Genomic DNA, 22361 nt, shown 5'->3' with positions numbered 1-22361 from the left:
TTGAAGTCAGGATCATACTTGCGTTGTTTGCTCATAAACACACCTCTCGTTCCCATTAGGGTAGTTGGTGTGTCCGCTAAAGTGAAGATAGCTCAGGCTCAGTCAGACAGTCGACGACCCTCGCCCGCCCCAACCCGGCCCGCTTCGTGCCGTGCAGGGCTGATTGCCCGGGAATTACAGATGACCCGGATGTTGAAAATGGCGGGACGCGGGAAATAAAAGCCATTGCAAAGCGCCGTCATCCCCTTGAAGAAGGGGATCCATGTCTTTTTTTGAAGGCACCTCAGTGCGGTCGCGGACCGGGTCGGGGCGGGCAAGGGCCGCCGAAACTCCTTCTCCGGCCTCGTAGAATTGAATCGCTGCGTGCAGGACGAAAAAAACGGACAGCACGGTAGGCAACGATTCAACAAACGATGCCTGGCTCAGTCAGACAGTCGGCGACCCTCGCCCGCCCCAACCCGGCCCGCTTCGTGCCGTGCAGGGCTGATTGCCCGGGAATTACAGATGACCCGGATGTTGAAAATGGCGGGACGCGGGAAATAAAAGCCATTGCAAAGCGCCGTCATCCCCTTGAAGAAGGGGATCCATGTCTTTTTTCTTTCTTTGAAGGTGCCTCAGTGCGGTCGCGGTCCGGGCCGGACCGGGCGATTTCCGTTTTCTACAGGTACTTCTTGAAAACCGCCCCCAGACTTTCGGCCGTGAAGGGCTTGCGCAGGATGTCGTTGACTCCAGCTTCAAGGGCCGCCTTGTTGTCGTTGGCTTCGTCCTGGGTCGTGACCATGATCACGGGCAGATCCTTCTTGGAGAAGGACTTGCGGATTTCCCGGGTCAGGTCGATGCCGGTTATGTCCGGCATGTTCAGGTCCGTGAGCACCATCTCCGGCGTGTTCGATTGCAGCCATTCCAGGGCGCTGGCCGGGAATTCAAAGAGCACGGGCTCGTAGCCCAGTTCGTGCAGGGTGGACTTGTAGATGCTCAGGATCATGCGCGAGTCGTCCACGGCGCAAATGCGCTTGCGGACCGTCTTTTTCTCTTCCGGTGCCAGAAGCTTCAGGGCCAGTCCCGAATAGCCGTGCTCTTTGAGGATGGCGTAGAAGAAGTCCCGGATGTCCTGATGGGCCCTCGACAGTTGGCTGAGGGCCATGGGCTGGAAGCGCTCCTCTTCCATGAGGCTCAGGAATATCTGTTTGGCCTGGGCGTTGATGGCGGTTTTTATGATGCGCTGGGCGTCCTCTTCCCTGTCGCTGGCCAGGTTCTTGATTCCGGCGGCCATGATCTCGTTGAAGTTGCGGTCGATGGCCTTGGCGGCGGCGATGCACACGTGATCCACCGGATCGCTCAGGCCCTGCGTCAGCACGTAGGCTCCCCGGTCCAGGGGCAAGAGGCCCAGGGCTTCGTAGGCGGCGAAGCGCACGTTGGCGTTGGCGGGGTGGGTGTGCAGCAGTTTGCGGATGGGCGAGATGGCGGTCGGGTCTCCGATGTCGCCCAGCACATTTAATGTATGGATGCGCAGGTCGGCGTCGTCGAAGAGCAGATTCTCGGTCAGGGTGGGCACGGCCTTGGGGCCGATGCCGACCAGGGTTTTTTTGGCGTAGGTGCGTAGATGAGCGTAGTGGGAGCGCATGGCCTCGTTGAGCTTGTCCAGCGAAATGGAATCCTGGACCTTGGCGAAAACGTCCAGGATGAGCAGGTCGAGCTGGTTGTCCGTGCCCATGCGTTCCGCAAGCCGCAACATGGCGGTGGGCGTGCCCAGCTTGCCAAGGGCCTTGGTGGCGGTGATGATCATGGTCCGGTTGCCGGAGTAGAGGAACTCGCTCACGGCGTTGGTGGCTTGTGGGTCACCGATTTCACCCAGGGTGTCGATGATCAGGTTGATCTCTTTCACGTCCGTGGCCGCGAGCAGGGCTTCGATCAGGTTGTCGACCACTTCCTCCAGGCGCAGTTCTCCGGCCATCGAAATGTACATGTCGCGGCACGGGGTCTGCGGGTCGCTTATGGCCTTGGCGAGCAATTGGGGCTGGGCCAGCATCTTGACGGCCAGGATTTCCCGGACCAGCGGCAGATTTGCGACCATTTCCCGGTGTTCGGAAATGAACCGGCAGAGGACAGGCACTGCGAATTCGGGAGCAGCCTCACGAAACGCGCCAAGCACCTGCTCACGGATGCTTTTATCCATGTTTTCCAGGTAACCCAGTACCAGACGCGCCTTGATGGGGTCTTTCCCGCGGATGTTGTCCTTGATCTCTGTAAGCAGATGAGCGTGATCAGCCATGGCGACCTCCCAGGTTGGGGATGAGGGCGGACAGGAGCGAGCCCAGGGCGTCGGAGGAGGCATTGGCCTGATCCAGAATCTCTGCGTGAGACGTCTGGGCCATGCAGTCCGGCAGGTTCTTGTTGGTCAGGCAGGATATTCCCAGGATTTTGAGGCCCATATGGTGGGCGGTGATGGCTTCGGGCACCGTGGACATGCCGATGGCGTCGGCTCCCATGATGCGATACATGCGAGTTTCGGCCGGAGTTTCAAGGCTGGGGCCGGCCACGGCCACGTATACCCCCTGTTCCAGGCGCTGTCCGCAATTCATGGCGGCCTGCATGGCCTGCTCGCGCAGGGCGGGGCAATACACCTGGGACATGTCCGGGAAACGCGGTCCCCAGTCGTCGACATTGGGGCCGGTCAGGGGGTTGTGCCCGGTCATGTTGATGTGGTCGGTCAGCAGCATGAGCCCGCCGGTGGCAAACAGGGGATTCAGGGCTCCGGCGGCATTGGTCAGGATCAGGTTTTCGGTCCCGAGCAGGCCAAGGCAGGCGATGGGCAGCGTCACTTCCCGCGGACTGTAGCCTTCGTAGAGATGAAAGCGGCCGGAAAAGACGAAGACCGGCGTGCCCTTGATCTCGGCCACAAGAAGCGCCCCCGCGTGTCCTTCAACGGTGGAGACCGGAAAGCCGGGGATGTCCGCGTAGGGGATGCTTTTTTGAATCCATGCCGATTCGATCCATTTTCCAAGGCCGCTGCCGAGCACAAGAGCGGTGTTGGGGATGGAGGGGCAGTTTTTTCTGATCCAGTCGGTGGCGGTGCGGGCTCTGGTCTGTATATCGGTCATTGTCGTAATCCTTGATTTTTTGGGTCACGGAGCGTTTCTGCCCGTTGGTCTGGACAGCGCTCCAAACGCTGGTGTACTGATTTGTCAAGCTGGCTTTTTGGAACTCCCCGGCTCGTTTCAAGGCGTCCATGGCTCAAAGAAATCAGACTTATCTTTCATCTTTCTTGCGGATTGTTTTGGTTTTGGCAAGGATTCCGAAGAGTTTATTTCCTTTTTTGACGAGGAAAGCCAAGCCTGTCGGACTTGCCCCGATGCGATTATGGATATAAGCGGGTCCGGCTTTATGAAGGAATTTCATCTTTTTTCAACGCCCAACAGCTCATACAAGGAAAGGCTCTTTTAGACATGAAGAACCCCATCGAATCCAAGAAACATAAAGTTCTCATTGCCAATCGGGGTGAGATCGCCATTCGCATCATGCAGGCCTGCCGCAAGCTTGGCCTGGCATTCGTGGCGCTTTTCACCGAGCCGGACAAGGACAGCGAGCACTGCGTCCTGGCGCGCAAGCTCGGCGGAGACGAATCCCTGTACCGTGTCAGTTCATATCTCGACTCCAACGAAATCTTTGCCGTGGCGGATCAGGCTGGAGCCACGGCGATTCATCCCGGATACGGCTTCTTTGCCGAGGATTACCGTTTTGCCCGCCGTGTGGCCCAGCGCGAGCACAAGCTCATTTTCATAGGGCCTTCCTGGCAGGTCATCCGCGAGCTCGGCGACAAGATCAACACCAAGCGTCTGGCCCGCAAACTGGGCGTGCCCACGGTGCCCGGATCGGACAAGCCCGTGACGGACGATCTCGAAGCCGAGCACATCGCCAAATCCCTGTTCGATTTTCAAAAAGAGCAGGGCATCAACAAACCCGTCATCCTGGTCAAGGCCTCGGCCGGGGGCGGCGGCATGGGCATCGAGGAAGTGGACGATCTGGACAAGTTCCGAAGCGTCCTGCGACGCATCAAGAGCTATTCCAAGCGTCAGTTCCGCGATGAAGGCGTGCTCATTGAACAGCGCATCTTTGACTTCAACCATCTGGAAGTGCAGATCGTGTCCGACCGCACTGGCCAGAATCCCGTCCATTTCGGTACCCGCAACTGCTCGGTGCAGTCTCTCGGACACCAGAAACGCATCGAGGTCGCGCCCGGGTTCGATCCGTCCTCCCTGCGCTACGCCTTCGACGCGAAGAAGGTGCTTGAAGACATCACCGAATATTCCCTGCGCATGGCCCGCGAAGCCGGGTACGACAATGTTGGCACCTGGGAATGGATCGTCAGCCCCACGGGGCAGCCGTTCCTGATGGAGGTCAACACCCGCATCCAGGTCGAGAACGGGGTCTCCGCGCGCATCGCGGCCATCAAGGGCAAGGGCGAGGTCGATCTCATCGCCGAGCAGATCCGGGTGGGTCTGGGCGCGCCGCTTGGCTACACCCAGAAGGACATCACCCTGAACGGCGTCGGCATCGAATACCGCATCATCGCCGAGGATCCGGACAACAAGTTCTCTCCCTGGGTGGGCCGCATCACCTCCTTTGGCTGGCCGGAGCAGGATTGGCTCAAGCTGCACAGTCAGGTGCCCACTGACCGGGAATACGAGATCCCGACGGACTTCGATCCCAACCTGGCCCTGGCTATCATCTGGGGCAAGGATCTGGCCGAGGCCAAGGCCCGTGGCGTGGAATTCCTGAATTCGCTAAACCTGCAGGGTGAGAACGCTTCCGGCGAAGCCCTGAAGTCCAATGTCGAATTCCTGAAGCGCAAGACCGAGGGCATCCTGGCTTTCTAGGATTCAAGCCGGCGCCTGGATCACATCCGCGCCGAGTACTGATTAAGCGCTCAAGCTACGCCGGAAAATCCGGCATAACCCAAGCATGCGAGGCAATCGCGCACTCTTATGGATATCGAAAAACGCATACAAGAACTTCGGGACCGCCTGAAATATATTCTGGACATCTTCGGACCCGATGAAAATACCAATGTCATCATGCTTGAAGCCAAGCTTGGCGAGTATGTCGCTCGCGAGCCGGGCCTGCCCAAGCAGGAAGCTATAAGGCAACTGGAAACCCTGGAAGAGCTGTTCCGCTTCCTAGAGAAGAAGCTCGAACGTGAGCTGACCCCCATGAACAAGGTGCGCATCGTCCGGCACCCGCAACGCATCTGCCTCAAGGACATCCTTGAAAACGTGTACGACAACTACACCGAGATCGGCGGTCAGGACGAGTACAGCATCGATCCGAGCATGCTCATCGCCCGGGCCTACATCACCCGCAGGCGAGGCAACAAGGTCCACAACCAGGCAGTCATGGTCATTGGCCAGGAAAAGGGGCACGGCCAGGAGTTCCGCAACGGCGGTTCCGTCAAACCCTGGGGCAACGCCAAGGCTCTGTACTACATGAAGGTCGCCGAGACCGAGAACATTCCGATCCACACCTATATCTTCACGCCGGGCTCCTACCCCATCGAGGACTATCCCGGCGCGGCGCAGCAGATTGCCGACAACCTCTATGACATGGCCGGCCTCAAGGTGCCCATCGTGGCGGTCATTTCCGAAGGCGGGTCCGGCGGAGCCGAGGCCATCGGCCTTGCCGACACGCGCATCATGATGTCGCATGGCTACTATTCGGTCATTTCGCCCGAGGGCGCGGCCGCCATCGAAGGCCGCCTGCGCGGCGGACAGCGCGCCGACCCGAAGCTCATCGAACACTGCGCCAGGCAGCTCAAGATGACGGCGGACGACAACCGCGCCATGGGTTTCGTGGACTGGAAAATAGGCGAGCCCGAGCTTGGCGCGCGGCCCGAGCATTACGACTTCTTCCGCAAGCTGCGCAAATCCGTGGTCTCTTCGACGGACGAGATTGTCCTGAACGTCCGGGGTATGCGCTTTTTCCGGTCCCTTGCGCTGCGGCGTCACAAGGGCGCGGACGTTTACGTGCGTTGGAGCCTCGACAGCCGGGCCAAGGAGCGTCTGCTCTGGACCCGCTACATGAAATTCCGTCGCATGGCCCAGGACGCCTACCTGGACAAACGCCACTGGCTCAGCCGGAGCAGCGACTGGACCAGTGAGTTCATATCCTCCCTGTACTCCTATTTCCGCTACGATCTCTTCGGCAAGCAGCACAAGAAGGTCACGGAGCTGGCCGAGGACGTGCACGCGGAGATGCAGGTCGTGGTCGGCCGCTCTTCGCGGTATTGGAAGAACGTGATGTCCAAGCTGTCCTTCGGCAAGGCCAAGAAGGACGTGGACAAGGCCGGATTGACCTCCCTGTCCACCTGGGACGACGGCGCGCTGAACAGCGGCAAGTGGCAGTACGTCAGCCCCCAGGCCAAGCTTGACCGGGCCGTGGTCTGCCCCAACACCGCCGTGCACGGATGCCTTGACCAGTGGGCCCCGGATCTCTTCGGGGAGTGGGCCGGAGTGTGCAGCTTCTGCGGGCACCATTTTCCCATGGAATACCAGTGGTATCTGCACAACATCTTCGATCCCGGCTCCATCTACGAGGTCTTCAGCGAGATCGAGTCCACCAATCCCCTGAAGTTCGAGGGGTTCGACCTCAAGCTCGACGAGGCCAAGCGCAAGACCGGCCACAAGTGCGGGTGCATGACCTTTGAAGCCCGCATCGAGGGCACGTCGGTCATGGTCGCCATGTTCATGGGCGCTTTCCGTGGCGGCAGCGTGGGCGCGGCCGAGGGAGAGAAGTTCATCCGGGCCATGGAGCGGGCGCGCAAGAAGCAGCTGCCTTTCCTGTCCTATGTGCACGGCACTGCGGGCATCCGCATCCAGGAAGGCGTCAACGGCGTCATCCAGATGCCGCGCTGCACCATGGCCGTGCGTCGCTACACGGAAGCCGGCGGCCTGTATCTGGTCCTCTACGACACCAATTCCTACGCCGGGCCCGTGGCCAGCTTTCTGGGATGCTCGCCGTACCAGTTCTCGGTGCGTTCGGCCAATATCGGTTTCGCCGGTCCCGGAGTCATCAAGGAGACCACGGGCATGGATATTCCGCCCAATTACCACAACGCCTATCAGGCGCTGGCTCGCGGGCATATCCAGGGCATCTGGGATCGCCGGGAAATCCGGGGCAACCTTGTCCAGTCCCTGCAGACCATGGGCGGCCGCAACCTTTATTACCGTTAGGAGACCGTTGAAAAATGGCGATCTGCCGCGTCAGCGAAAAAATCCAGACCGCTCATGTATGCGCAATACACCGCGCGTCCTGGATTTTTTCGCTACCTTGCATCTCACCATTTTTGAACGGTCTGCGAATTTTGAATTTTTCAGTCAGTTAGGAGTCATCAGTGATTGACGTTAAAGAATTGTTGCGGGAGCTGCGCGAGGAACCTTACGAGAAGATCTCCATCAGGGCTCCCCATAGCGGAAAAGTGGAATTCGTGGCCAAGGAGCCTGGAGTGCGGGTCGTGGGCCCCAGCGGCACTTGGAAGGAGGTCCCCGGGACCCTGCTGGTCCGGATGGAGCGCGAGAATGTCAAGAAACCTCTGTTCGCCCCGCAGAAGGGCGAGGTCATGTCTCTGGGCGAGATCGAAAACGGCCAGTTCGTGCAGGCCGGTCAGGAGCTCATGACCATCCGTCATTACCTGACCCGCGAAGAGGTCATCGCCCGCATCCTGCGCCGCTCCCTGTCCCTGTTTCTGGCCCCGGAGAAGGGTAAGTATTATTTCTTCCCCGACGTGGACATCAAGATCAAGACCAAGGGCAGCCAGAGCGTGCACATAAAGGACGGGATGGAGCTTTTCATCCTCTCGCGCATGAAGCGCGAGACCTCGATCCGGTACAGCGGCCCGGACGGCATCATCTATGCCGTCTATTTCGAGACCAACGACTCCGTGGACCGGGACAGCCCGCTCATCGGAGTCTGTCCCGAAGACCAGCTTGGCCAGATCCAGGAGGTCGTCAGCCGCGTGCAGAGCGACTGGGAGGAGAGAGACTGATGGGCAAGGTCCTGCAAGTTCGAGTGTACGCCTACACCTACAGCGAGGAAGATGTCCGTAAGGCCTGGCCACGGCTGTGGAGCCTGGCCTTCGAAGAGACCAAGCCCGGATTTCCCTACGAGATGGCAGGGGTGCTTGAGCTTGTCAGGGCCCTTGATGACCTGTATCAGTTCGGAGTCATTGCCGAGGCCATCAGCAAGGTTTTGGCCTCGGGACTTCCCAAGGTCGTGAAGGAGGTGGAGGAGTTGCAGCGGCATCTTGCCGACTGGAATCCGCAGGCCGCCAATCAGGCCTCCGACCGGATCGAAGAGGGGCTTGGCGAGCTGGAAAGGCTGGTGGCCAATCCATGACCGAATCAACATACACGAGGAGACGACATGGCAGGTAGTCTGAATAAAGCAATCCTGATCGGCCGTTTGGGCCGTGATCCGGAGATGCGCTACACTCCGTCAGGGCAGCCGGTGGCCAATTTTTCCATTGCCACGGATGAAACATACACGGGCAAGGACGGGCAGAAGGTCGAAAAGACCGAATGGCACCGCATCGTGGTCTGGGGCAAGCAGGCTGAATTCTGCGGCAACTATCTTTCCAAGGGCCGCCTGGTCTACATTGAGGGCAAGATCGAGACCCGCAAGTGGACAGACAAGGACGGCGTGGAGAAATACACCACGGAAATCAAGGCCGACCGCGTGCAGGGACTCGATTCCCGCCAGCCCGAAGGCGGCTACGCCCAGGCCCCGCAATACCAGCAACGCCCCCAGGCCGCACCCCAGCAGGGCGGCGGCGGTAACGCCGGCTACGATGACGACATGGGCCCGGCTTTCCCCTCCGAGGCCAGCGGGATGGATGACGCGCCGTTTTGACGAGTATCGTTTTATAGAATGGAAATAATAGGAGTGGAGTCACTGAAATGACTCCACTTTTTTTATTGTTGGCACTTTTTGATAGGCTGTTGGGGGTTCTTGGAATCTGAGTTTGAACCCCTTTGGGAGAAAGAGTAACAGTATGATATGAAATCTTTTTATTATTTTTGGCGCTTTCGGATAGTAATGGAGCGCCGTGCCTGCCGCTTACCAAGCAAAATGTAAACAAGAGTGGCCCGATACGTCATCTTGTATATAAAAGGAAGGACCGGGTTACCCCGATCCTTCCTTAATCGTCTTTTTGGCCTAATCCGTCTGTGCCTTTGTCTGAACGCGGAGGGTGCTTGGCTCTCTGACGTCGATCTTTTCGCCGGGTTTACGGTCTTATCTCCACCGTCACGTTGGGGATGCGCCCGTTGAAGCGGGATTTGGCTTCGGCTCCGATGACCTCGACCACCGGGGTTGCCAGGTCGATGCCCACGTCGGCCGTTTCGTCGGCCGAGAAGATCATCGGTTGGGTGCGTTCGATGCGGCCTTCACCGACCTTGACATCGTTTACGTAGAGCGTGCCGAGGCCACCCTTGGCCAGTCCGCCGCCATCATAGGCGAACTCGAACCGCAGAGTCGCCTTGCCCGCTTTCAGTTTTTCGGTGCCGGAGATTGTGGATCGCTCCAAGCCCAGGAAGTTGTAGTCATAGGCCGGGATTCCGTCTTTCACGTACAGGGCCCAGCCCCCGAAACGTCCTCCCTGGACCATGACGATGCCGTTGGCATCCAGGCCTTCGGGCACTTCGATCTCGGCGGTGATGGTCTTGGATTTGTTCTTGATGTTCAGGAACACGTTTTCGGTCATTCCCGTCATGCCCTCGGCAAGGGTGATGGACGTGCGCCCGGCCATCAGGTCCGGACGGCCCACCAGTTCCGCATTCACCCTCTCGAAGACGCGGTCGTCAATGGGCAGTGCGTGATTTTTCGATGCCTCAGCCAGGAAAAGCGCCTGCAGGTCTTTAAGCTTGTCCGGATGCTCGGCCGACAGGTCATTGACGAGACTGAAATCGGTACGCGTGTCGTACAGTTCCCATATGTCTTCAGTGAGACCGCGGCGCGGCTTGGCTTCCCACGGTGCCCGGTGAATGGTGCGGGCGAACCAGCCGTCTTGATAAATGCCTCTGTTTCCGAACATTTCGAAGTACTGGATCGTGTGTTGGTCCTTGGCTTTGGCGTCGTCGAAGGTATAGGCCATGCTCACCCCGTCCATGGGCCGCTGCTCGACGCCATTCACGCTCTTGGGCTCGGGCAGTCCTGCTGCTTCGAGTATGGTCGGAGCCACGTCGATGACATGGTGGAACTGGGTACGCAGTTCGCCCTTGGCCTTGATGCCTCCGGGCCACCGGATGGCCATGCCGACCTTGGTGCCGCCGTGATCCGAGGCAACCTGCTTCGTCCACTGGTAGGGCGTGTCGAGGGCCACGGCCCAGCCTGCCGCCATGTGCGGGTAGGTCTCGGGTCCGCCCCATTTGTCCAGGAATTTGAGCATGTCCGGAACGGTTTCCTGCACGCCGTTGAAATACGTCATTTCGCTGAACATGCCGCTGCGTCCGCCCTCGGCGCTGGTGCCGTTGTCGCCGTAAACGAAGACAAGCATCGTGTTGTCGAGCTGTCCCGTCTCTTCGATGGCCTGGATGATCCGGCCGATCTCATAATCGGTCATGGCCAGAAAAGCAGCGAAGACTTCGGCCTGGCGGGTGAAAAGCCGCTTTTCGTCAGCCGAGAGGGTATTCCAGTCCGGAATCGCCTCGGGCTTGGGTGCGAGCTTCGTGCCCTTGGGTACGATGCCGCGCTCTATCTGGCGGGCCAGGATCTGCTCGCGCAGCACATCCCATCCCTGGTCGAACTTGCCCTTCCATTTGGCGATCCATTCCTTGGGCACATGGTGCGGGGCATGCACGGCGCCCGGAGCGAAATAGACGAAGAACGGTTTGTCCGGGGTCAGGGCCTTCTGATATTTGATCCAGGACACGGCCTGGTTCGTCATGTCGGTCATGAAGTGGTAGTTCGGATCCGCAGGCAATTCCACGGGATGGGTGCCATCATAGATGAACGGTGCCCACTGGTTGGTCTCGCCGCCCAGGAAGCCGTAGAACTTGTCGAAGCCCTGACGGGTCGGCCAGCGGTCCAAGGGGCCGGATATGCTGGCCTCCCACGCCGCAGTCTCGTGCCATTTGCCGAAAGCGCCGGTGCTGTAGCCGTTCAGGCGCAGCATCTCGGCCACCGGCGCGACCTCGTTGGGGATCTGGCCGGTGTTGCCGGGAAAGGTCGTGCCCGTCTCGATGATGGCGCCCATGTTGCAGACATGATGGTTGCGTCCGCTCTTGAGGGCCGCGCGCGTGGGCGAGGACACTGCCGTGGTGTGGAAATTGTTGTAATAAACGCCTTCACCGGCGATGCGGTCGAAGTTGGGCGTGTCGATGGGCCCGCCGAAGGCGCTGGTTCCGGCAAAGCCGAGATCATCGAGGAGCACGACAACCACGTTGGGCGCGCCCTGCGGCGGAGTCACTGTGAAGCGTGGCGGTGCCGTGGCTTTCCGCACGTCCAGTTCTGTGTAAATCGGGCGTTTTGGTTCCGGGATGGGCAGGACCGAGCGATCAAGATTCTCGGACGCCTGCTGCGCCTGTGCCACTGTGGGTTGCTGCGCGAAGAACGCTGCCAGCGTCATGCCCAGACTGCCAATGACGGACAGCGCTCTGCTTTGTGTTCCAGTCATACTGTTCTCCTTTGTTTCAAATGGGCGAAATCTAGTCGCAATCAGCGAATCCACAACAATACAGGCTGTTTTCCCGACTTTTCCGAGGCCGGAATCAGAAGCGGCGCGTCGATGGCCCCCATGATTCGCTCGGGCGCAAGATCCAGTTCGATCAGCTTTTTGAAGCCGGCCATGAATTTTCCGATATGCCTGTAATACTTCAAATATCCGGCACAGAGATAATTGAGGCCAGCTTCCCCGGTCTCCGTAGCGGCGAATCTGTGCTTCTGGCACCCGCCACGGCAGACCCGGCCGACGGGGCATTGCAGGCACTGCGCTGGAAGTCCGGATTCCTTTTTGCGGCCCCATTCGAGCTGCCTTGGAGACGAAACCAGGGCGGTGACGTCGCCCGTCAGAATGTTCCCGAGCTTGAATTCCGGGTAGACGAAATGGTCGCAGGAATAGATGTCCCCGTTGTGTTCGACGATGCAGGCGTTGCCGCAATGGCGGGCCATGGTGCAGACCGCCCCCTCCTCGCCGAGGGCGCTGGCCAGGGCCCATTCGAAGTTCATGATGAACATGGTGCCCACGTCGCGACGGACCCATTCGTCGAAAATGGTGATCAAAAAATCCCCGAAGTCCTCCGGATCGACGGTCCAGGGAGTGACCTTCGGCGTTCCTCCCTCGCCCGGCGTTGGCGGCAGGGCGAGATGCAACCCGAGCTGTCTCGCCCGCGGGCCTGGCTCACGCTCCACGATGGGCGAGAACTGGACGTGGCGTACGCCCTGGGCCTTGAAGAATGAGTAGATCTCACGCGGCTGACCGGCGCTCTCGCGGCTGACCGTGGCCATGATGTTGTACTCCACGCCATGCTTTTGCATGAGCTTCAGAGCCCGCAGAACCCGCTCGAAGGTGCCCCTGCCGGCGGCGTCCCGCCGATGGCGGTCGTGCACGAAGTCCGGGCCGTCCAGGCTGAGGCCCACCAGGAATCCGTTTTGGGCCAGGAACTCGCACCATTCGTCGGTCAGCAGGGTACCGTTGGTCTGCAGGGTGTTGGCAACGGTTTGCCCTTCAGAGTATTTTCGCTCCAATTCCACGGCCCTGCGAAAGAAAGGCAACCCCATGAGCGTGGGCTCGCCGCCCTGCCAGCTGAAGAGCAGCCCCCCCGGGGTGCCCAGGTTGGCCGCGGCGGTCTGGCGCACATAGGCTTCCAGAACTTCGTCCGTCATGCGCGGCCGCTTCACACCAGGAAAAAGCGCGTCCTTTTCGAGATAAAAGCAATAGGCGCAGCGGAGGTTGCAGTCCGGTCCGGCAGGCTTGGCCATGAGATGTACCCCCGGCGTCAGCGCTGGCGGAGCAGGGGGTAACATCTCTGGTTTATGCATTGATTCTGACTTGTTCACTTCACCTTGCGCACAGCTGGAATCTTCCATGTGCCGTCAATGATTGAAGGCGGTGTTTCTTTTGGCCAGTAAAGGCGCAGCATGGGAATGAATTTTCCGGCCGGAGCAGGCAGCCAGTTGGATTCCTTCTCGGGACCCGGATTTTCGTGCTGCAGGTAGAGATCTATCGAGCCATCCGCATTTGGCTTCAGATCGTTGCGGGCGCTGAGCGTATAGCGGTTGAGCTCGTTGTCGTAGAAGAAGTATTCGGCATTATACATCGTCAGCGACCAGAAGCCATTGACCGGCGGCAGCTCGCCTTTCGCGAAGTGCATCACGTATTTGTTGTCACCGGAGTAGGGATTACCATCGGCATCGGTTTCCGAAGTCGGATATACCGCGTCCTGCGGACGATTGGCTCCAAGGCCGATGGCGGTAATGAGCGCACGCCCCAGATAATCAGTCCCATAGACTCCGGTCCCTGTGGTGAAGAGCCAGCCGTTCTCGTGCTTACCGGCCGTTTTGAAGTGGGCCATGATCTTCCCGAAGCTTTCCTTGGGCACATCCTTGAGCGCTGTCTGCACGGCGGGATCGAGCTTGTCGAATTCGAAAGGCTGACCGGGAGCGATACCGAGCTTGGCCATCTTCGCAACCATCGGGGCATCGGCCTCGGCAGGCGGGTTGTCCTTCATGAGCATCGCGAGCAGATTGAAATACGCAGCGGTGTCAAAGCCGTTCACCTGGTCACGCACCGCTGTCTTCATATCGATCTGAGGATCAACTTCGCCCGCTGGCGGGGCGTAGGGTTTTCCGTAGGAACTCAGAGGAACAAGGGTGATTTCATCCTGCATCTTGTGCACGGCGGCGTAGTCTTCCGTCGTGCCGGTGCAGTAGATGCGCCCGAGGATCCAGACTATTCCCGTCGGTGACTTGTATTCCGTGACCCCCGCCGGAAGCGTGCCCTCCCAGCCGGGACCCGTGATGGCGTATGTCTGTGGACCGGTTCCCGTAGTGCGCTTGCCGGGCACCTGAAAGACATCGGTCCAACCGCTGAGCATCGGAAAGAGAAAGTAACGGTCGTGAGCATCGGGCAAGCTCAAAACCCACGGTTCTTTGGCCACATCAATCCACGCAGTGGAGTACAGGGTGTCAGCGTTGGGCGCTGTGACATCCTTGAAATCGGCTGTCGGATAGGCACGTATCCTGGTCAAGTGCCCCATGGGCCCCCTTGTGCCTTTCACTTCGGAGACATTCGTCATGACGCGCCGGGTCATCTCCATGGTGATCAATGGGTAGCCGTAAATGTAGACTTCCTCGGCGATGGTCTTTGCTTCCGAAGGAGTCAGCGCCTGCGCGTGTGCCGGAAAGGCAGTACAAAACAACACCGCCCAGACGATGAGGATCGGCAATCGGTTCAGGATTGGGTTTCGTTTCATGTGTTTTCTCCTTTTCTGCCCTTGATTTGTTGCCCGGCATCCCCCGACTGTCTGGAGGAGGTTTCATTAGCTTGGGAACAAATAGTTGTACGGTTTTCAGACTATCCAAAAAATCATGATCTATTGAGAGGATGCCATTATAACCAATTTAAATTTTTCTAAAAAATAATTTATTATGCATTGATTTTGTTTTTTAATGCAATTTTAGAATTATATTTTAGAGTTTTGCGAACATTTGTAACTTATCATTTTGTGCCTGAATTACGCCAAGACTCGAAGCAGGTTCTGCTTGCTGAATTGTTGTGCATTTTCAGTAGCTCATCTTTAACTGTTCAATCGACTGAAGAGGGCATCCTTGATCTTGTTCGGTTCGACCATCTTTACCATGTCACTCACAAGAGTGTAGAAAAACAGACCGCTGAATATCCAGAGCGACAAGACTGCAAACAGAGGCCAAGAAACCTCGCCTATCATGCCTCTTATGGCTGATACAATTTCTCCATGTTTCGACACCAGAGGAATAAATTCTTCCACAAACCGGAAAATTAGTGTCAACGCGCCATACAACAGTGTCCTCCAGAGTATGTTGGATATCCGCCTGCCAGAGAAGAGACGCGCGATCGACAGTGCCTCCACGACGAGAACCGCTTTCGCCACTATCAGCGCACCCATAGTCGCGCCCATGGCGCGGAGGGCACTTAAACTGTATTCGTCAAGCACTACGGCCTTGGTGAGGCCGATCAGGTGAAACAAGAGCAGAAAAAAGATCGTCGCCGGCAAGGCTTCTCGTATCTCCTTTGCTACTATCGCCAAAATTCTGCGCATTTCTCGCTCCGGTGATTTCTGCTTGGCTTTAGATTGTCCTGCGCAACATCAAGAAATACTGATTGGTGTCCAAAAGATGCTTCAGTTATGTGCCATTTTACGTTTTTTTGGCCCTCGCCTATTTCGGGAACAGAAACGTCAAAAAGAGGCGCCCGCCCCAGTCTTCCGGCCCCGCGTCAGGCGACTCGGCCCAGTAGCGTACACCTGCGCCAATGGAGATCGGCTGGCCGCCGATCTTGAGCAACTGGCTGACCTGGAAATTGAGCGGCACGGACCACTGCTCGGCTTCCCAGTCATATACGGATTCCGTATTCAGGTTGAACGTGGTGTGCGTCTTGGTGACGTAGGCCAGAAAAGGCTGCATGTACGACGCGTTGATATCGGTACGGTCGTCCTCACCAGCGAAAGACCAGACATGGTTTCCGAGGAACCCGATCGTCCACGGCCCTGTCTGTTTTAGGACAACCGCCGTGGGCCCGGCCCCCCATTTCTCGGAACCGAGCAGTTCGTCAGTGGCCGTGGGCAACAGGAGAACGGGACCCACGCCCCAGATGATCCCACCGCTGGAGGGCTGAGAGGGTGAAAAGAAGAGGCTCTGGGTGATGTCGCCCAGACCCGTCTCGTCATTGCCGGGTGGGATGTCGCTCAAATGAACGAGCGGCAGGATGGTGCGCGAGATGAGGTTCCAGTCTTCGCTCAGGGCAAAGGGAATGACCGGCTGGACGTTGATGAAATATTTCTCCCCGTCGTCATTGAGCCCGTAGTTTTCGTCATAGTTGAACTGCAGCGGCACGCTGATCAGGCTGGCCACCGGATTGGCCAGCTTCTTGGCCAGTTCTGTGGCCTGATCGACATCTTGGCAGATGCCGGCAATCGGGCCAATAATCGCAAGTAATGCCGTCATAAAAGCCGACAGACACAACTTCCGCAGAGTAATTCCCAGCATGATGCTTCCTTGCGGTTAGAATCTGTATGCGATGGACAGGTTGATGACGTGGATGGCGTTGGGGGCGTAGTCGCCCTGCAGTCTGCCTGCAAGGGGGCCGCGTTCCACGTCGATTTCTGCCTTGCCGGTGTCGATGTACTCGTAGCCCAGATCCAGGTTCAGATCTTCGCTCCAGACATAGTGCACACCACCGGCATATCGCCAGGTACGGTCCACGGGCAGGGTCGGGCTGCGCGCGTCGTCGTCGGCCATGGACGAGTCGTAGGCAACGCCGGCGGAAACACGCCACTGCGGCGTCAAAGCGTAACGGGTGCCCACCGCGAAGTGCCATGTGTCGTCATAGTCGATGTTCGTTGTCAGCTCTCTTTGTCCCGCAGTATGCACGCTGACGATGTCCTGGCCGAACTCGGACCAGTCCTGCCAGCCGACATTGGCCATCAGGTCGAGCTTGTCCGTGGCCTGAAACATGACCGAGGCCATGACCTGCTGGGGCAAGGTCATGCTCATGTCGATAGTGTCGAGGGCGCGCGGAGCCAGAAAGGCCAGCCCGGGGCCAAGGTTGTCAAAGTCCGGAGAGTCGCTGAAATCGAGCTGGATGGGGGTCTGGTAGACGAGGCCGATGCGCAGGTCGCTGCGTGGTTCGACCAGCACGCCCAGCCTCCCGCCGATGCCGAAGGTGGAGTCTTCGATTTTCATGGAGCCGTCCGGAAGGGCGGGCAAAATATTGTTGACCGCGACCTTGGTTTCTGTGCTCCCGTACACGAAATGAACAGCCGCCCCGAGGGATAGCTTGTCCGAGATCTTGAACCCGATGGAAGGACTCAACGCGAAGGTCGTCAGCACCGTGTTCTGGACGTAATAGCGCCCAGCCCAGTCGTCGTCATAGTCAAGGCCGAGACCGGCGAAGGAATTGAGGGAAAGTCCGATCTTGCATTTTTCGCTGGTGTCGAACACAAAATATGAACCTCCCGCCGGCATGACCCCGCCGGCGTTGCCTCCGTCACCTCCGCCCGCAGTTGTTCCCGAGCCGGGATCAAACTCAGCTTCGATGATCAGGGGCTGGATGCCGACCAGCATCTGCGTGCCCGACAGGCGAGTCATGCCAGCCGGGTTGCTGAAGGCAGTGGATGCGTCTTCAGCCCGGGCAGCCAGACCGGCAAAGGCGGTGGATACGTCGGGAATGCCAGTCTCATAAAGATAAAGCCCCCCGGCATAAGCCGTCTGGGCGAGACATGCCATCAACGCAGCGAATGCAAAAACCCGTTTCATATGCAGTCCTCGTCGGTCAGGGATCGTTCGGTTCTCAGAATCCTGTGCCGATATCCGGGCGAACCCGGATATCGGATTCATGCATGAGTGACTATTTCCACAAGACGTCTATGCGTTCCTTCAGCAGGGCGGCCCATTCGCCCATGGCTTCCTCGGTCTGGCCGGTCTTGGTGAATCCGTCGGTGCTGTACTTCTTGCCGACCTTGGTTTCGGCAAAGAGGGCAAGCTTTTCGCCTGTCTTGGAGTCGATAAATTTTACTTCCACCGCGCACTTGCCAACGCCCATGGCCTGTCCGGTTAAGGCCTGCTTGCCGGCGGAGAGCAGGATGCCGACAGGAATGACAGAGGTCAGGGCATTGGACACCGGGTTGCTGGCCTCGACCTCGGTTACCGCCGCCTGCACGATGATGACGCCGGGTCCAGGCTGAGCGGCCAGAGCGAGCTTTTGGCCATCGGGAACCTTGGACAGCACGTCATGAAAATACGTGGCCAGCAATTCCAGATCCTCCAGAGAAAGTCCGGATTCTTTGGCCATGTCTTCGCCGTGCCACAATACTACGGGTTCGATGTAAAGGGCCGTATACTTCTCAGCCATGAATTCGGGGCTGCGCCATCCAAGAGCGCCTTTGAGCTCAGGTTTGGCCTGCAGCAGGTTGTAGTCGGTGCCCAGAAAGTGGTCGGCGGGATTGAAATCAGTCGACGTGTTTTTGCCGGTTCCGGCGCACGCGCATAACGACAACAGTGCGATGACAACAAGAAATTTTTTCACATAAGCTCCTTTTTTTTATTGATTTTTAAATAAAATGTGAAAGAGAAACGGCCACGACCTTCGCGTAAAACGCTTGTAGAAATTTGAATCCAAACTCACTTGACCGAGTAGCCCTTTGCTTCCAGGCAGGTCGCTTTGGCACGCAGATAGGCGTCCTGTTGTCCTTGCTGTTTTGCTGAAGCCTGCTGCTGACTCTGTGCCTGTTGCTGCGCCTGCTGTCTGCGGCTTTGAGACCTGCCGGCCACCCCACCGGCGACTGCCCCGATGCCCGCACCCTTTCCCGCATCGTCACTGATAGCCCCGATCAACCCACCAACCACGGCGCCTCTGGCCGCCCCGCGAAGCCCGGAACCCGGTTGGGCGCCGGCGCTTGTCTGCGCAGGTTGCGCCGGAGCCGCCTGCGCCGCGTTAGTGGGGTCATAGCTGGTCTGCTGCACGGCCCAAGTGTGGCATTCGTACTCGTCTGTTTTCTGCTGCTCGGCGCTCTGACCCTTTTGCGGGTAGACAAACTGCTGGGCCATGACAGGGGCGCAACCGAGCAGCAGAATTGCGGCCACGAAAACACAAATCGAACCTGATTTGGCATCTGACATGTCTGATATCCTGCGGTTAGCAAATTGATTCCAATATATCCGATGCTCCAATGCGCCCGGGGCCGAGACTTTTTACGGTTTGATCCTGGTGACCTTGGTGCCTTGAATACCGAGTCCCGCCATGAGTCCCTTCTGGTCGAAAAAGAAGGCGTAGATCCCTTCCTTGGCCGTGGAAGTGGAGAGATTGCGCGCCAGCCCCTCGTCGACAATGACTATGGTCGGCCCAACACCCAGTTCCCAACCGTCGCTGTTCTCAAGGTACTTGAGCGATGCCTCGTCGGTGAAAAACAGGGCATAGCCGAATTTTTGCAATCCTGCCTGCAGACCGTAGGAAGCTGCGACAGTGTTGTAGTACGCCGTCTTTTTACCGTCCTTGACCAATGCACCTTCGCCATACTGTCCGCCCACGATGAAGCCGCCCTTGATGATACCCGGAAAAACCAGAATTGCCTTGGCAATCTTGGACAAGTCGCGCGCGGCAGGTGAGGTCGCGTAAAGATTGTTCAGCGCCTGATCGACCTCTTGGTTGATTTCAGCCGCGCTCTTGGCACTGGATGGCTGCACCGCGAGGGTGATGGAAAGAAGCGACATGAATACAAAACTCGCAGCGCAACGAATAATGAAGTGCATACGTAACCTCCGGAAAATAAATATTTTATGATTTGATCCATTCCGGATGTCCGGAAGAGCTCGATTTGGGTCAATCGTCCTCAGGCGAAAGAGATCTTGCCATTTCGACTATCTCCAAGCTTCCCACTTCCAACCCGTCAAAGAAACTCACCTCCGGACTTCTGCATGACAATTCCAGCGCCTCAAGTATCCTCGTGTAGGCGTTGGAGCGGAGGTGTTCATCAAATGATTCACATGTACGCCATTTCTCCAAATAGAGAATGGCCTCGTTCTCACCGCTCTCGATGGAAACAGACGCGTGAAGGCAGTCGGACACGGACGCAAGCAGCACCTGCACCGATTGAAGCACGTCGATGATGCTCGCAGCATATCCCTGAGCTGGATATATTTTGATTTGAGAGAGGATCATTATTGCTTTTATTACAATAAGCGCACCAACGGATAAGTTGGCTTTGCCTTCATGCAACACGCTGAATATATTTGTAATAAAGGGAGGGGAAGTAGGGCTGTGGGGAAACAATCATTCAAGGGGAAGGTGATATCTGACCCTGCGGGCGAAATATCGTCCCGGGATCAGAATTACTTGGAGGGGATGCCGAGTTTGCGCATGCGGGAATAGAGGGTAGATGGGTTGATTGCCAATCTCTCTGCCGCGCCGCCAGCGCCTTTGATCCTGCCGTGAGTCGCCTTGAGGACGGCCTGAATGTGCCGGCGTTCAAGCTCTTCAAGAGATTCAGCCGCATCAAAGTTCTCGGAACTGGAGATCAAGCGCTGCAAAACCAAAACTTCACCGGGGCTGATGATGAGGGAATGTTCGATGACATTGCGCAGTTCACGGATGTTGCCGGGCCAGGAGTAGGTCATGAGCAATTGCATGTCTTTCTGGGCGATGCGGCGGATTTGCTTGCCCATGCGTTCACCGAATTCCTGGACGAACTCCCAGACAAGTTGCGGGATGTCGTCGGGGCGTTCGCGCAGGGGTGGAACAAGGATGGGAAAAATGTTCAGCCGGTAGTAGAGGTCGCTGCGAAAACGACCGGCTTCGACCTCCTTGGCAAGAACCTTGTTGCTGGCCGCTATGATACGCACGTCAACCTTGATGGTTTTCGAGCTTCCGAGGCGCTCGAACTCCCCGTCCTGCAGAACGCGAAGCAGCTTGGCCTGCGTTTCCAGGGACATTTCGGCTACCTCATCGAGAAAAAGAGTGGAGCCATCGGCAATTTCGAAGCGCCCGGGCTGCTGGCTCAGGGCACCGGTGAAGGCCCCTTTCTCCCGTCCGAACAGCTCGCTCTCAACCAGAGGACCGGGCAAGGCGGCGCAATTGACCTTGACCATGACGCGCCGTCCCCTGTCGCTCATGTTGTGGATGGCATGTGCCACAAGGGTCTTTCCCGTGCCGGTCTCGCCCTGCAGCAGCACCGTGCTCCCGGTTCGGGCCACCTGCCTGATCATTGTGCCGACGGTCCGCATGGCCTTGCTTTTTCCGAGGATTTCGCCCAGCTCCCCCTTTGCGCCGGCCTCGTTGCGCAGATACTGGTTTTCCAGTTCCAGCTGCTTCCGCAACCGTTCTATCTCGCCGACCTTTTCCTGAAGCTTCTGCTCCAGCTGCCTCCGCTGCGTGACATCCAGGGTCACGCCGAGAATCTTCCCGGGTTGCCCGATCCCTCCCCCCTGGCTTCTTCCCCGGGAAATCAGCCATCGCCAGGTGCCGTCATCGCTCCTGACGCGGTACTCGACTCTAAGGTCTTCGCAAGATCGGCGCGCCTCTTCGATACGCTCCAGAATGAGCTCCCTGTCCTCGGGGTGAATCTCCTCCAGCAGCCTCTGCAATGTCAGATCCATCTCGGGTGGAAGGCCGAAATGTTCCTTGGCCTTGGCCGTAGCCCACAAATCGCCCGTAACCGGGTCGAGCTCCCAGAGGCCGGCCCCGGCGGAATTCGCCGCGAGATCGAGTCTGCCCATGGTCCTCCGCAGTGCAACCTCCATTTCCCGGCGCTGCAGGGCCGAAACGAACATCTCTCCCAGTAGCCGAATCTGGGTGACAACCTCTTCGGGCCAATCTCGCTCGACCCGCATCGAATCGATGGTGAAAATGTGATGCACTCTCGTACCTATGACAATGGGTATGGACAGCGTCGACTTGTCCCCCAGGGCCATGAAGGAGGTTCGATCGGTCTGGGCTTCCGGCGGCAGTTCGTCGGTTCGGGTCATTTTCAGTATACGCCTCTGGTGGACGATATGATCATACGCCCAGGGGAAGAGTTCGGCGAAATTCACTTCCTGGGACACCAGGACTGCCCTCTTGCCGTACCAGACGTGCGAAACGCGGACAGTCTGCGAATCGCCGGATACTTCAAGCAAACCACCCCGGTCCACTTCCAGAAACGCAAAAATCCTCTCCAGCGCATTCAAGATCTCCGCATCGAGAGATTCCTCCGATGCCATGACCATGGAGGCGGAAATCGAGGACGTGAGTTTTTGCAATTCGACTATGTCATCCATTTCGTACTCGCATGTATCAGAAATTCTCAGCAACTTTAAACCAATCCCAGAAATCAGCCTCGTATGCAAGAATTTCGGAAACGTTACTTCAGACTTGCGGGACGCCATTCCGCTTGTGATTCGAAATATCGTCTTTTTTGGATACGGTATTTTCTGATCCATGCCGCGTCGGCAACCTGGCTTGCATGCATCGCACCATATGCCCCTACGGACATGGTGCCATGCATGCCTCGACCCCGTCTGCGGCAACTGGCATGAATATCGCTTTCGATCACAAGCTTGGGGCCGCAGGAAAAACCCAAAAATGAAATCCGGGCGGTTCCTTGCGGAACCGCCCGGATCAGTGAACTCAAGAAAGAGGCCCC

The 22361-nt window shown here is 57.9% G+C and carries 18 protein-coding genes; 5 read left to right on the top strand and 13 right to left on the bottom strand.

Going from position 1 to position 22361, the window contains the following annotated elements:
* Positions 1–658: 658 nt before the first annotated feature.
* Positions 659–2272 carry a response regulator gene (locus BMZ24_RS11295; protein WP_092192321.1) on the bottom strand — a complete coding sequence of 538 codons (1614 nt, stop codon included), beginning with the start codon at positions 2270–2272 and terminating at the stop codon, positions 659–661.
* A complete protein-coding gene (locus tag BMZ24_RS11290; RefSeq protein ID WP_092192319.1) occupies positions 2265–3101 on the bottom strand; it encodes a purine-nucleoside phosphorylase in 837 nt (278 codons plus the stop codon). Before BMZ24_RS11290 ends, BMZ24_RS11295 begins: the two co-directional genes overlap by 8 nt.
* Before the next feature lie 345 nt (positions 3102–3446).
* Here BMZ24_RS11290 and BMZ24_RS11285 point away from each other — a divergent pair, with 345 nt between their 5' ends.
* From BMZ24_RS11285 to BMZ24_RS11265, 5 genes are all read left to right on the top strand, one after another.
* Positions 3447–4877 (top strand): ATP-binding protein, encoded by a 1431-nt coding sequence (locus BMZ24_RS11285; RefSeq protein ID WP_092192317.1) that lies wholly within the window; start codon positions 3447–3449, stop codon positions 4875–4877.
* 108 nt (positions 4878–4985) lie between these two features.
* On the top strand, positions 4986–7226 hold the full coding sequence (locus BMZ24_RS11280; protein ID WP_092192315.1) for a carboxyl transferase domain-containing protein: 2241 nt from the start codon (positions 4986–4988) through the stop codon (positions 7224–7226).
* 161 nt (positions 7227–7387) lie between these two features.
* Positions 7388–8038, top strand: a complete 651-nt coding sequence (locus BMZ24_RS11275; RefSeq protein WP_092192313.1) for a biotin/lipoyl attachment domain-containing protein — start codon at positions 7388–7390, stop codon at positions 8036–8038.
* The gene (locus BMZ24_RS11270; RefSeq protein ID WP_092192312.1) at positions 8038–8388 is read left to right on the top strand and encodes a type II toxin-antitoxin system RelE/ParE family toxin; all 351 of its coding nucleotides are present in this window, start codon (positions 8038–8040) and stop codon (positions 8386–8388) included. The genes BMZ24_RS11275 and BMZ24_RS11270 overlap by 1 nt, the downstream gene beginning before the upstream one ends.
* Before the next feature lie 27 nt (positions 8389–8415).
* The gene (locus BMZ24_RS11265; RefSeq protein ID WP_092192310.1) at positions 8416–8901 is read left to right on the top strand and encodes a single-stranded DNA-binding protein; all 486 of its coding nucleotides are present in this window, start codon (positions 8416–8418) and stop codon (positions 8899–8901) included.
* Between the two features lie 376 nt (positions 8902–9277).
* Here BMZ24_RS11265 and BMZ24_RS11260 read toward each other — a convergent pair whose 3' ends face one another.
* The 11 genes from BMZ24_RS11260 to BMZ24_RS11210 form a co-directional block, all read right to left on the bottom strand.
* Positions 9278–11665, bottom strand: coding sequence for an arylsulfatase (locus tag BMZ24_RS11260; protein ID WP_208599839.1), 2388 nt, complete (start codon positions 11663–11665; stop codon positions 9278–9280).
* Positions 11666–11706: 41 nt separating this feature from the next.
* The gene (locus BMZ24_RS11255; protein WP_244150342.1) at positions 11707–12969 is read right to left on the bottom strand and encodes an anaerobic sulfatase maturase; all 1263 of its coding nucleotides are present in this window, start codon (positions 12967–12969) and stop codon (positions 11707–11709) included.
* Between the two features lie 74 nt (positions 12970–13043).
* Positions 13044–14462, bottom strand: coding sequence for a DUF1254 domain-containing protein (locus BMZ24_RS11250; RefSeq protein WP_092192306.1), 1419 nt, complete (start codon positions 14460–14462; stop codon positions 13044–13046).
* A gap of 324 nt (positions 14463–14786) precedes the next feature.
* Complete coding sequence (locus tag BMZ24_RS11245; protein WP_092192304.1) at positions 14787–15287, bottom strand: hypothetical protein; 501 nt, start codon at positions 15285–15287, stop codon at positions 14787–14789.
* Positions 15288–15405: 118 nt separating this feature from the next.
* Positions 15406–16233 carry a transporter gene (locus BMZ24_RS11240; RefSeq protein ID WP_167364141.1) on the bottom strand — a complete coding sequence of 276 codons (828 nt, stop codon included), beginning with the start codon at positions 16231–16233 and terminating at the stop codon, positions 15406–15408.
* Positions 16234–16248: 15 nt separating this feature from the next.
* Positions 16249–17502 carry an OmpP1/FadL family transporter gene (locus tag BMZ24_RS11235; protein ID WP_161949129.1) on the bottom strand — a complete coding sequence of 418 codons (1254 nt, stop codon included), beginning with the start codon at positions 17500–17502 and terminating at the stop codon, positions 16249–16251.
* 91 nt (positions 17503–17593) lie between these two features.
* The gene (locus BMZ24_RS11230; RefSeq protein ID WP_092192300.1) at positions 17594–18271 is read right to left on the bottom strand and encodes a DUF3313 domain-containing protein; all 678 of its coding nucleotides are present in this window, start codon (positions 18269–18271) and stop codon (positions 17594–17596) included.
* 95 nt (positions 18272–18366) lie between these two features.
* Positions 18367–18864 (bottom strand): glycine zipper domain-containing protein, encoded by a 498-nt coding sequence (locus tag BMZ24_RS11225; RefSeq protein WP_244150341.1) that lies wholly within the window; start codon positions 18862–18864, stop codon positions 18367–18369.
* 72 nt (positions 18865–18936) lie between these two features.
* Complete coding sequence (locus BMZ24_RS11220) at positions 18937–19494, bottom strand: lipid-binding SYLF domain-containing protein (RefSeq protein WP_092192298.1); 558 nt, start codon at positions 19492–19494, stop codon at positions 18937–18939.
* Positions 19495–19564: 70 nt separating this feature from the next.
* Positions 19565–19903 (bottom strand): antibiotic biosynthesis monooxygenase, encoded by a 339-nt coding sequence (locus tag BMZ24_RS11215; protein ID WP_092192296.1) that lies wholly within the window; start codon positions 19901–19903, stop codon positions 19565–19567.
* A 170-nt stretch (positions 19904–20073) separates the two neighbouring features.
* Positions 20074–21996, bottom strand: a complete 1923-nt coding sequence (locus BMZ24_RS11210; RefSeq protein WP_092192294.1) for a sigma 54-interacting transcriptional regulator — start codon at positions 21994–21996, stop codon at positions 20074–20076.
* Positions 21997–22361 lie beyond the last annotated feature (365 nt).

The organism is Desulfomicrobium norvegicum, assembly GCF_900114595.1.
Classification (GTDB): domain Bacteria; phylum Desulfobacterota; class Desulfovibrionia; order Desulfovibrionales; family Desulfomicrobiaceae; genus Desulfomicrobium; species Desulfomicrobium macestii.
The sequence above is the reverse complement of the archived record's forward strand: the minus strand, read 5'-3'. Positions and strand labels throughout refer to the sequence as shown.

What these genes read in the sequence shown, in the direction of transcription:
- BMZ24_RS11295 (WP_092192321.1), bottom strand. Translation starts at nt 2,272, where the DNA reads ATGGCTGATCACGCTCATCTGCTTACAGAGATCAAGGACAACATCCGC.
- BMZ24_RS11290 (WP_092192319.1), bottom strand. Translation starts at nt 3,101, where the DNA reads ATGACCGATATACAGACCAGAGCCCGCACCGCCACCGACTGGATCAGA.
- BMZ24_RS11285 (WP_092192317.1), top strand. Translation starts at nt 3,447, where the DNA reads ATGAAGAACCCCATCGAATCCAAGAAACATAAAGTTCTCATTGCCAAT.
- BMZ24_RS11280 (WP_092192315.1), top strand. Translation starts at nt 4,986, where the DNA reads ATGGATATCGAAAAACGCATACAAGAACTTCGGGACCGCCTGAAATAT.
- BMZ24_RS11270 (WP_092192312.1), top strand. Translation starts at nt 8,038, where the DNA reads ATGGGCAAGGTCCTGCAAGTTCGAGTGTACGCCTACACCTACAGCGAG.
- BMZ24_RS11265 (WP_092192310.1), top strand. Translation starts at nt 8,416, where the DNA reads ATGGCAGGTAGTCTGAATAAAGCAATCCTGATCGGCCGTTTGGGCCGT.
- BMZ24_RS11260 (WP_208599839.1), bottom strand. Translation starts at nt 11,665, where the DNA reads ATGACTGGAACACAAAGCAGAGCGCTGTCCGTCATTGGCAGTCTGGGC.
- BMZ24_RS11255 (WP_244150342.1), bottom strand. Translation starts at nt 12,969, where the DNA reads ATGGCCAAGCCTGCCGGACCGGACTGCAACCTCCGCTGCGCCTATTGC.
- BMZ24_RS11250 (WP_092192306.1), bottom strand. Translation starts at nt 14,462, where the DNA reads ATGAAACGAAACCCAATCCTGAACCGATTGCCGATCCTCATCGTCTGG.
- BMZ24_RS11245 (WP_092192304.1), bottom strand. Translation starts at nt 15,287, where the DNA reads ATGCGCAGAATTTTGGCGATAGTAGCAAAGGAGATACGAGAAGCCTTG.
- BMZ24_RS11240 (WP_167364141.1), bottom strand. Translation starts at nt 16,233, where the DNA reads ATGCTGGGAATTACTCTGCGGAAGTTGTGTCTGTCGGCTTTTATGACG.
- BMZ24_RS11235 (WP_161949129.1), bottom strand. Translation starts at nt 17,502, where the DNA reads ATGAAACGGGTTTTTGCATTCGCTGCGTTGATGGCATGTCTCGCCCAG.
- BMZ24_RS11225 (WP_244150341.1), bottom strand. Translation starts at nt 18,864, where the DNA reads ATGTCAGATGCCAAATCAGGTTCGATTTGTGTTTTCGTGGCCGCAATT.
- BMZ24_RS11220 (WP_092192298.1), bottom strand. Translation starts at nt 19,494, where the DNA reads ATGCACTTCATTATTCGTTGCGCTGCGAGTTTTGTATTCATGTCGCTT.
- BMZ24_RS11215 (WP_092192296.1), bottom strand. Translation starts at nt 19,903, where the DNA reads ATGATCCTCTCTCAAATCAAAATATATCCAGCTCAGGGATATGCTGCG.
- BMZ24_RS11210 (WP_092192294.1), bottom strand. Translation starts at nt 21,996, where the DNA reads ATGGATGACATAGTCGAATTGCAAAAACTCACGTCCTCGATTTCCGCC.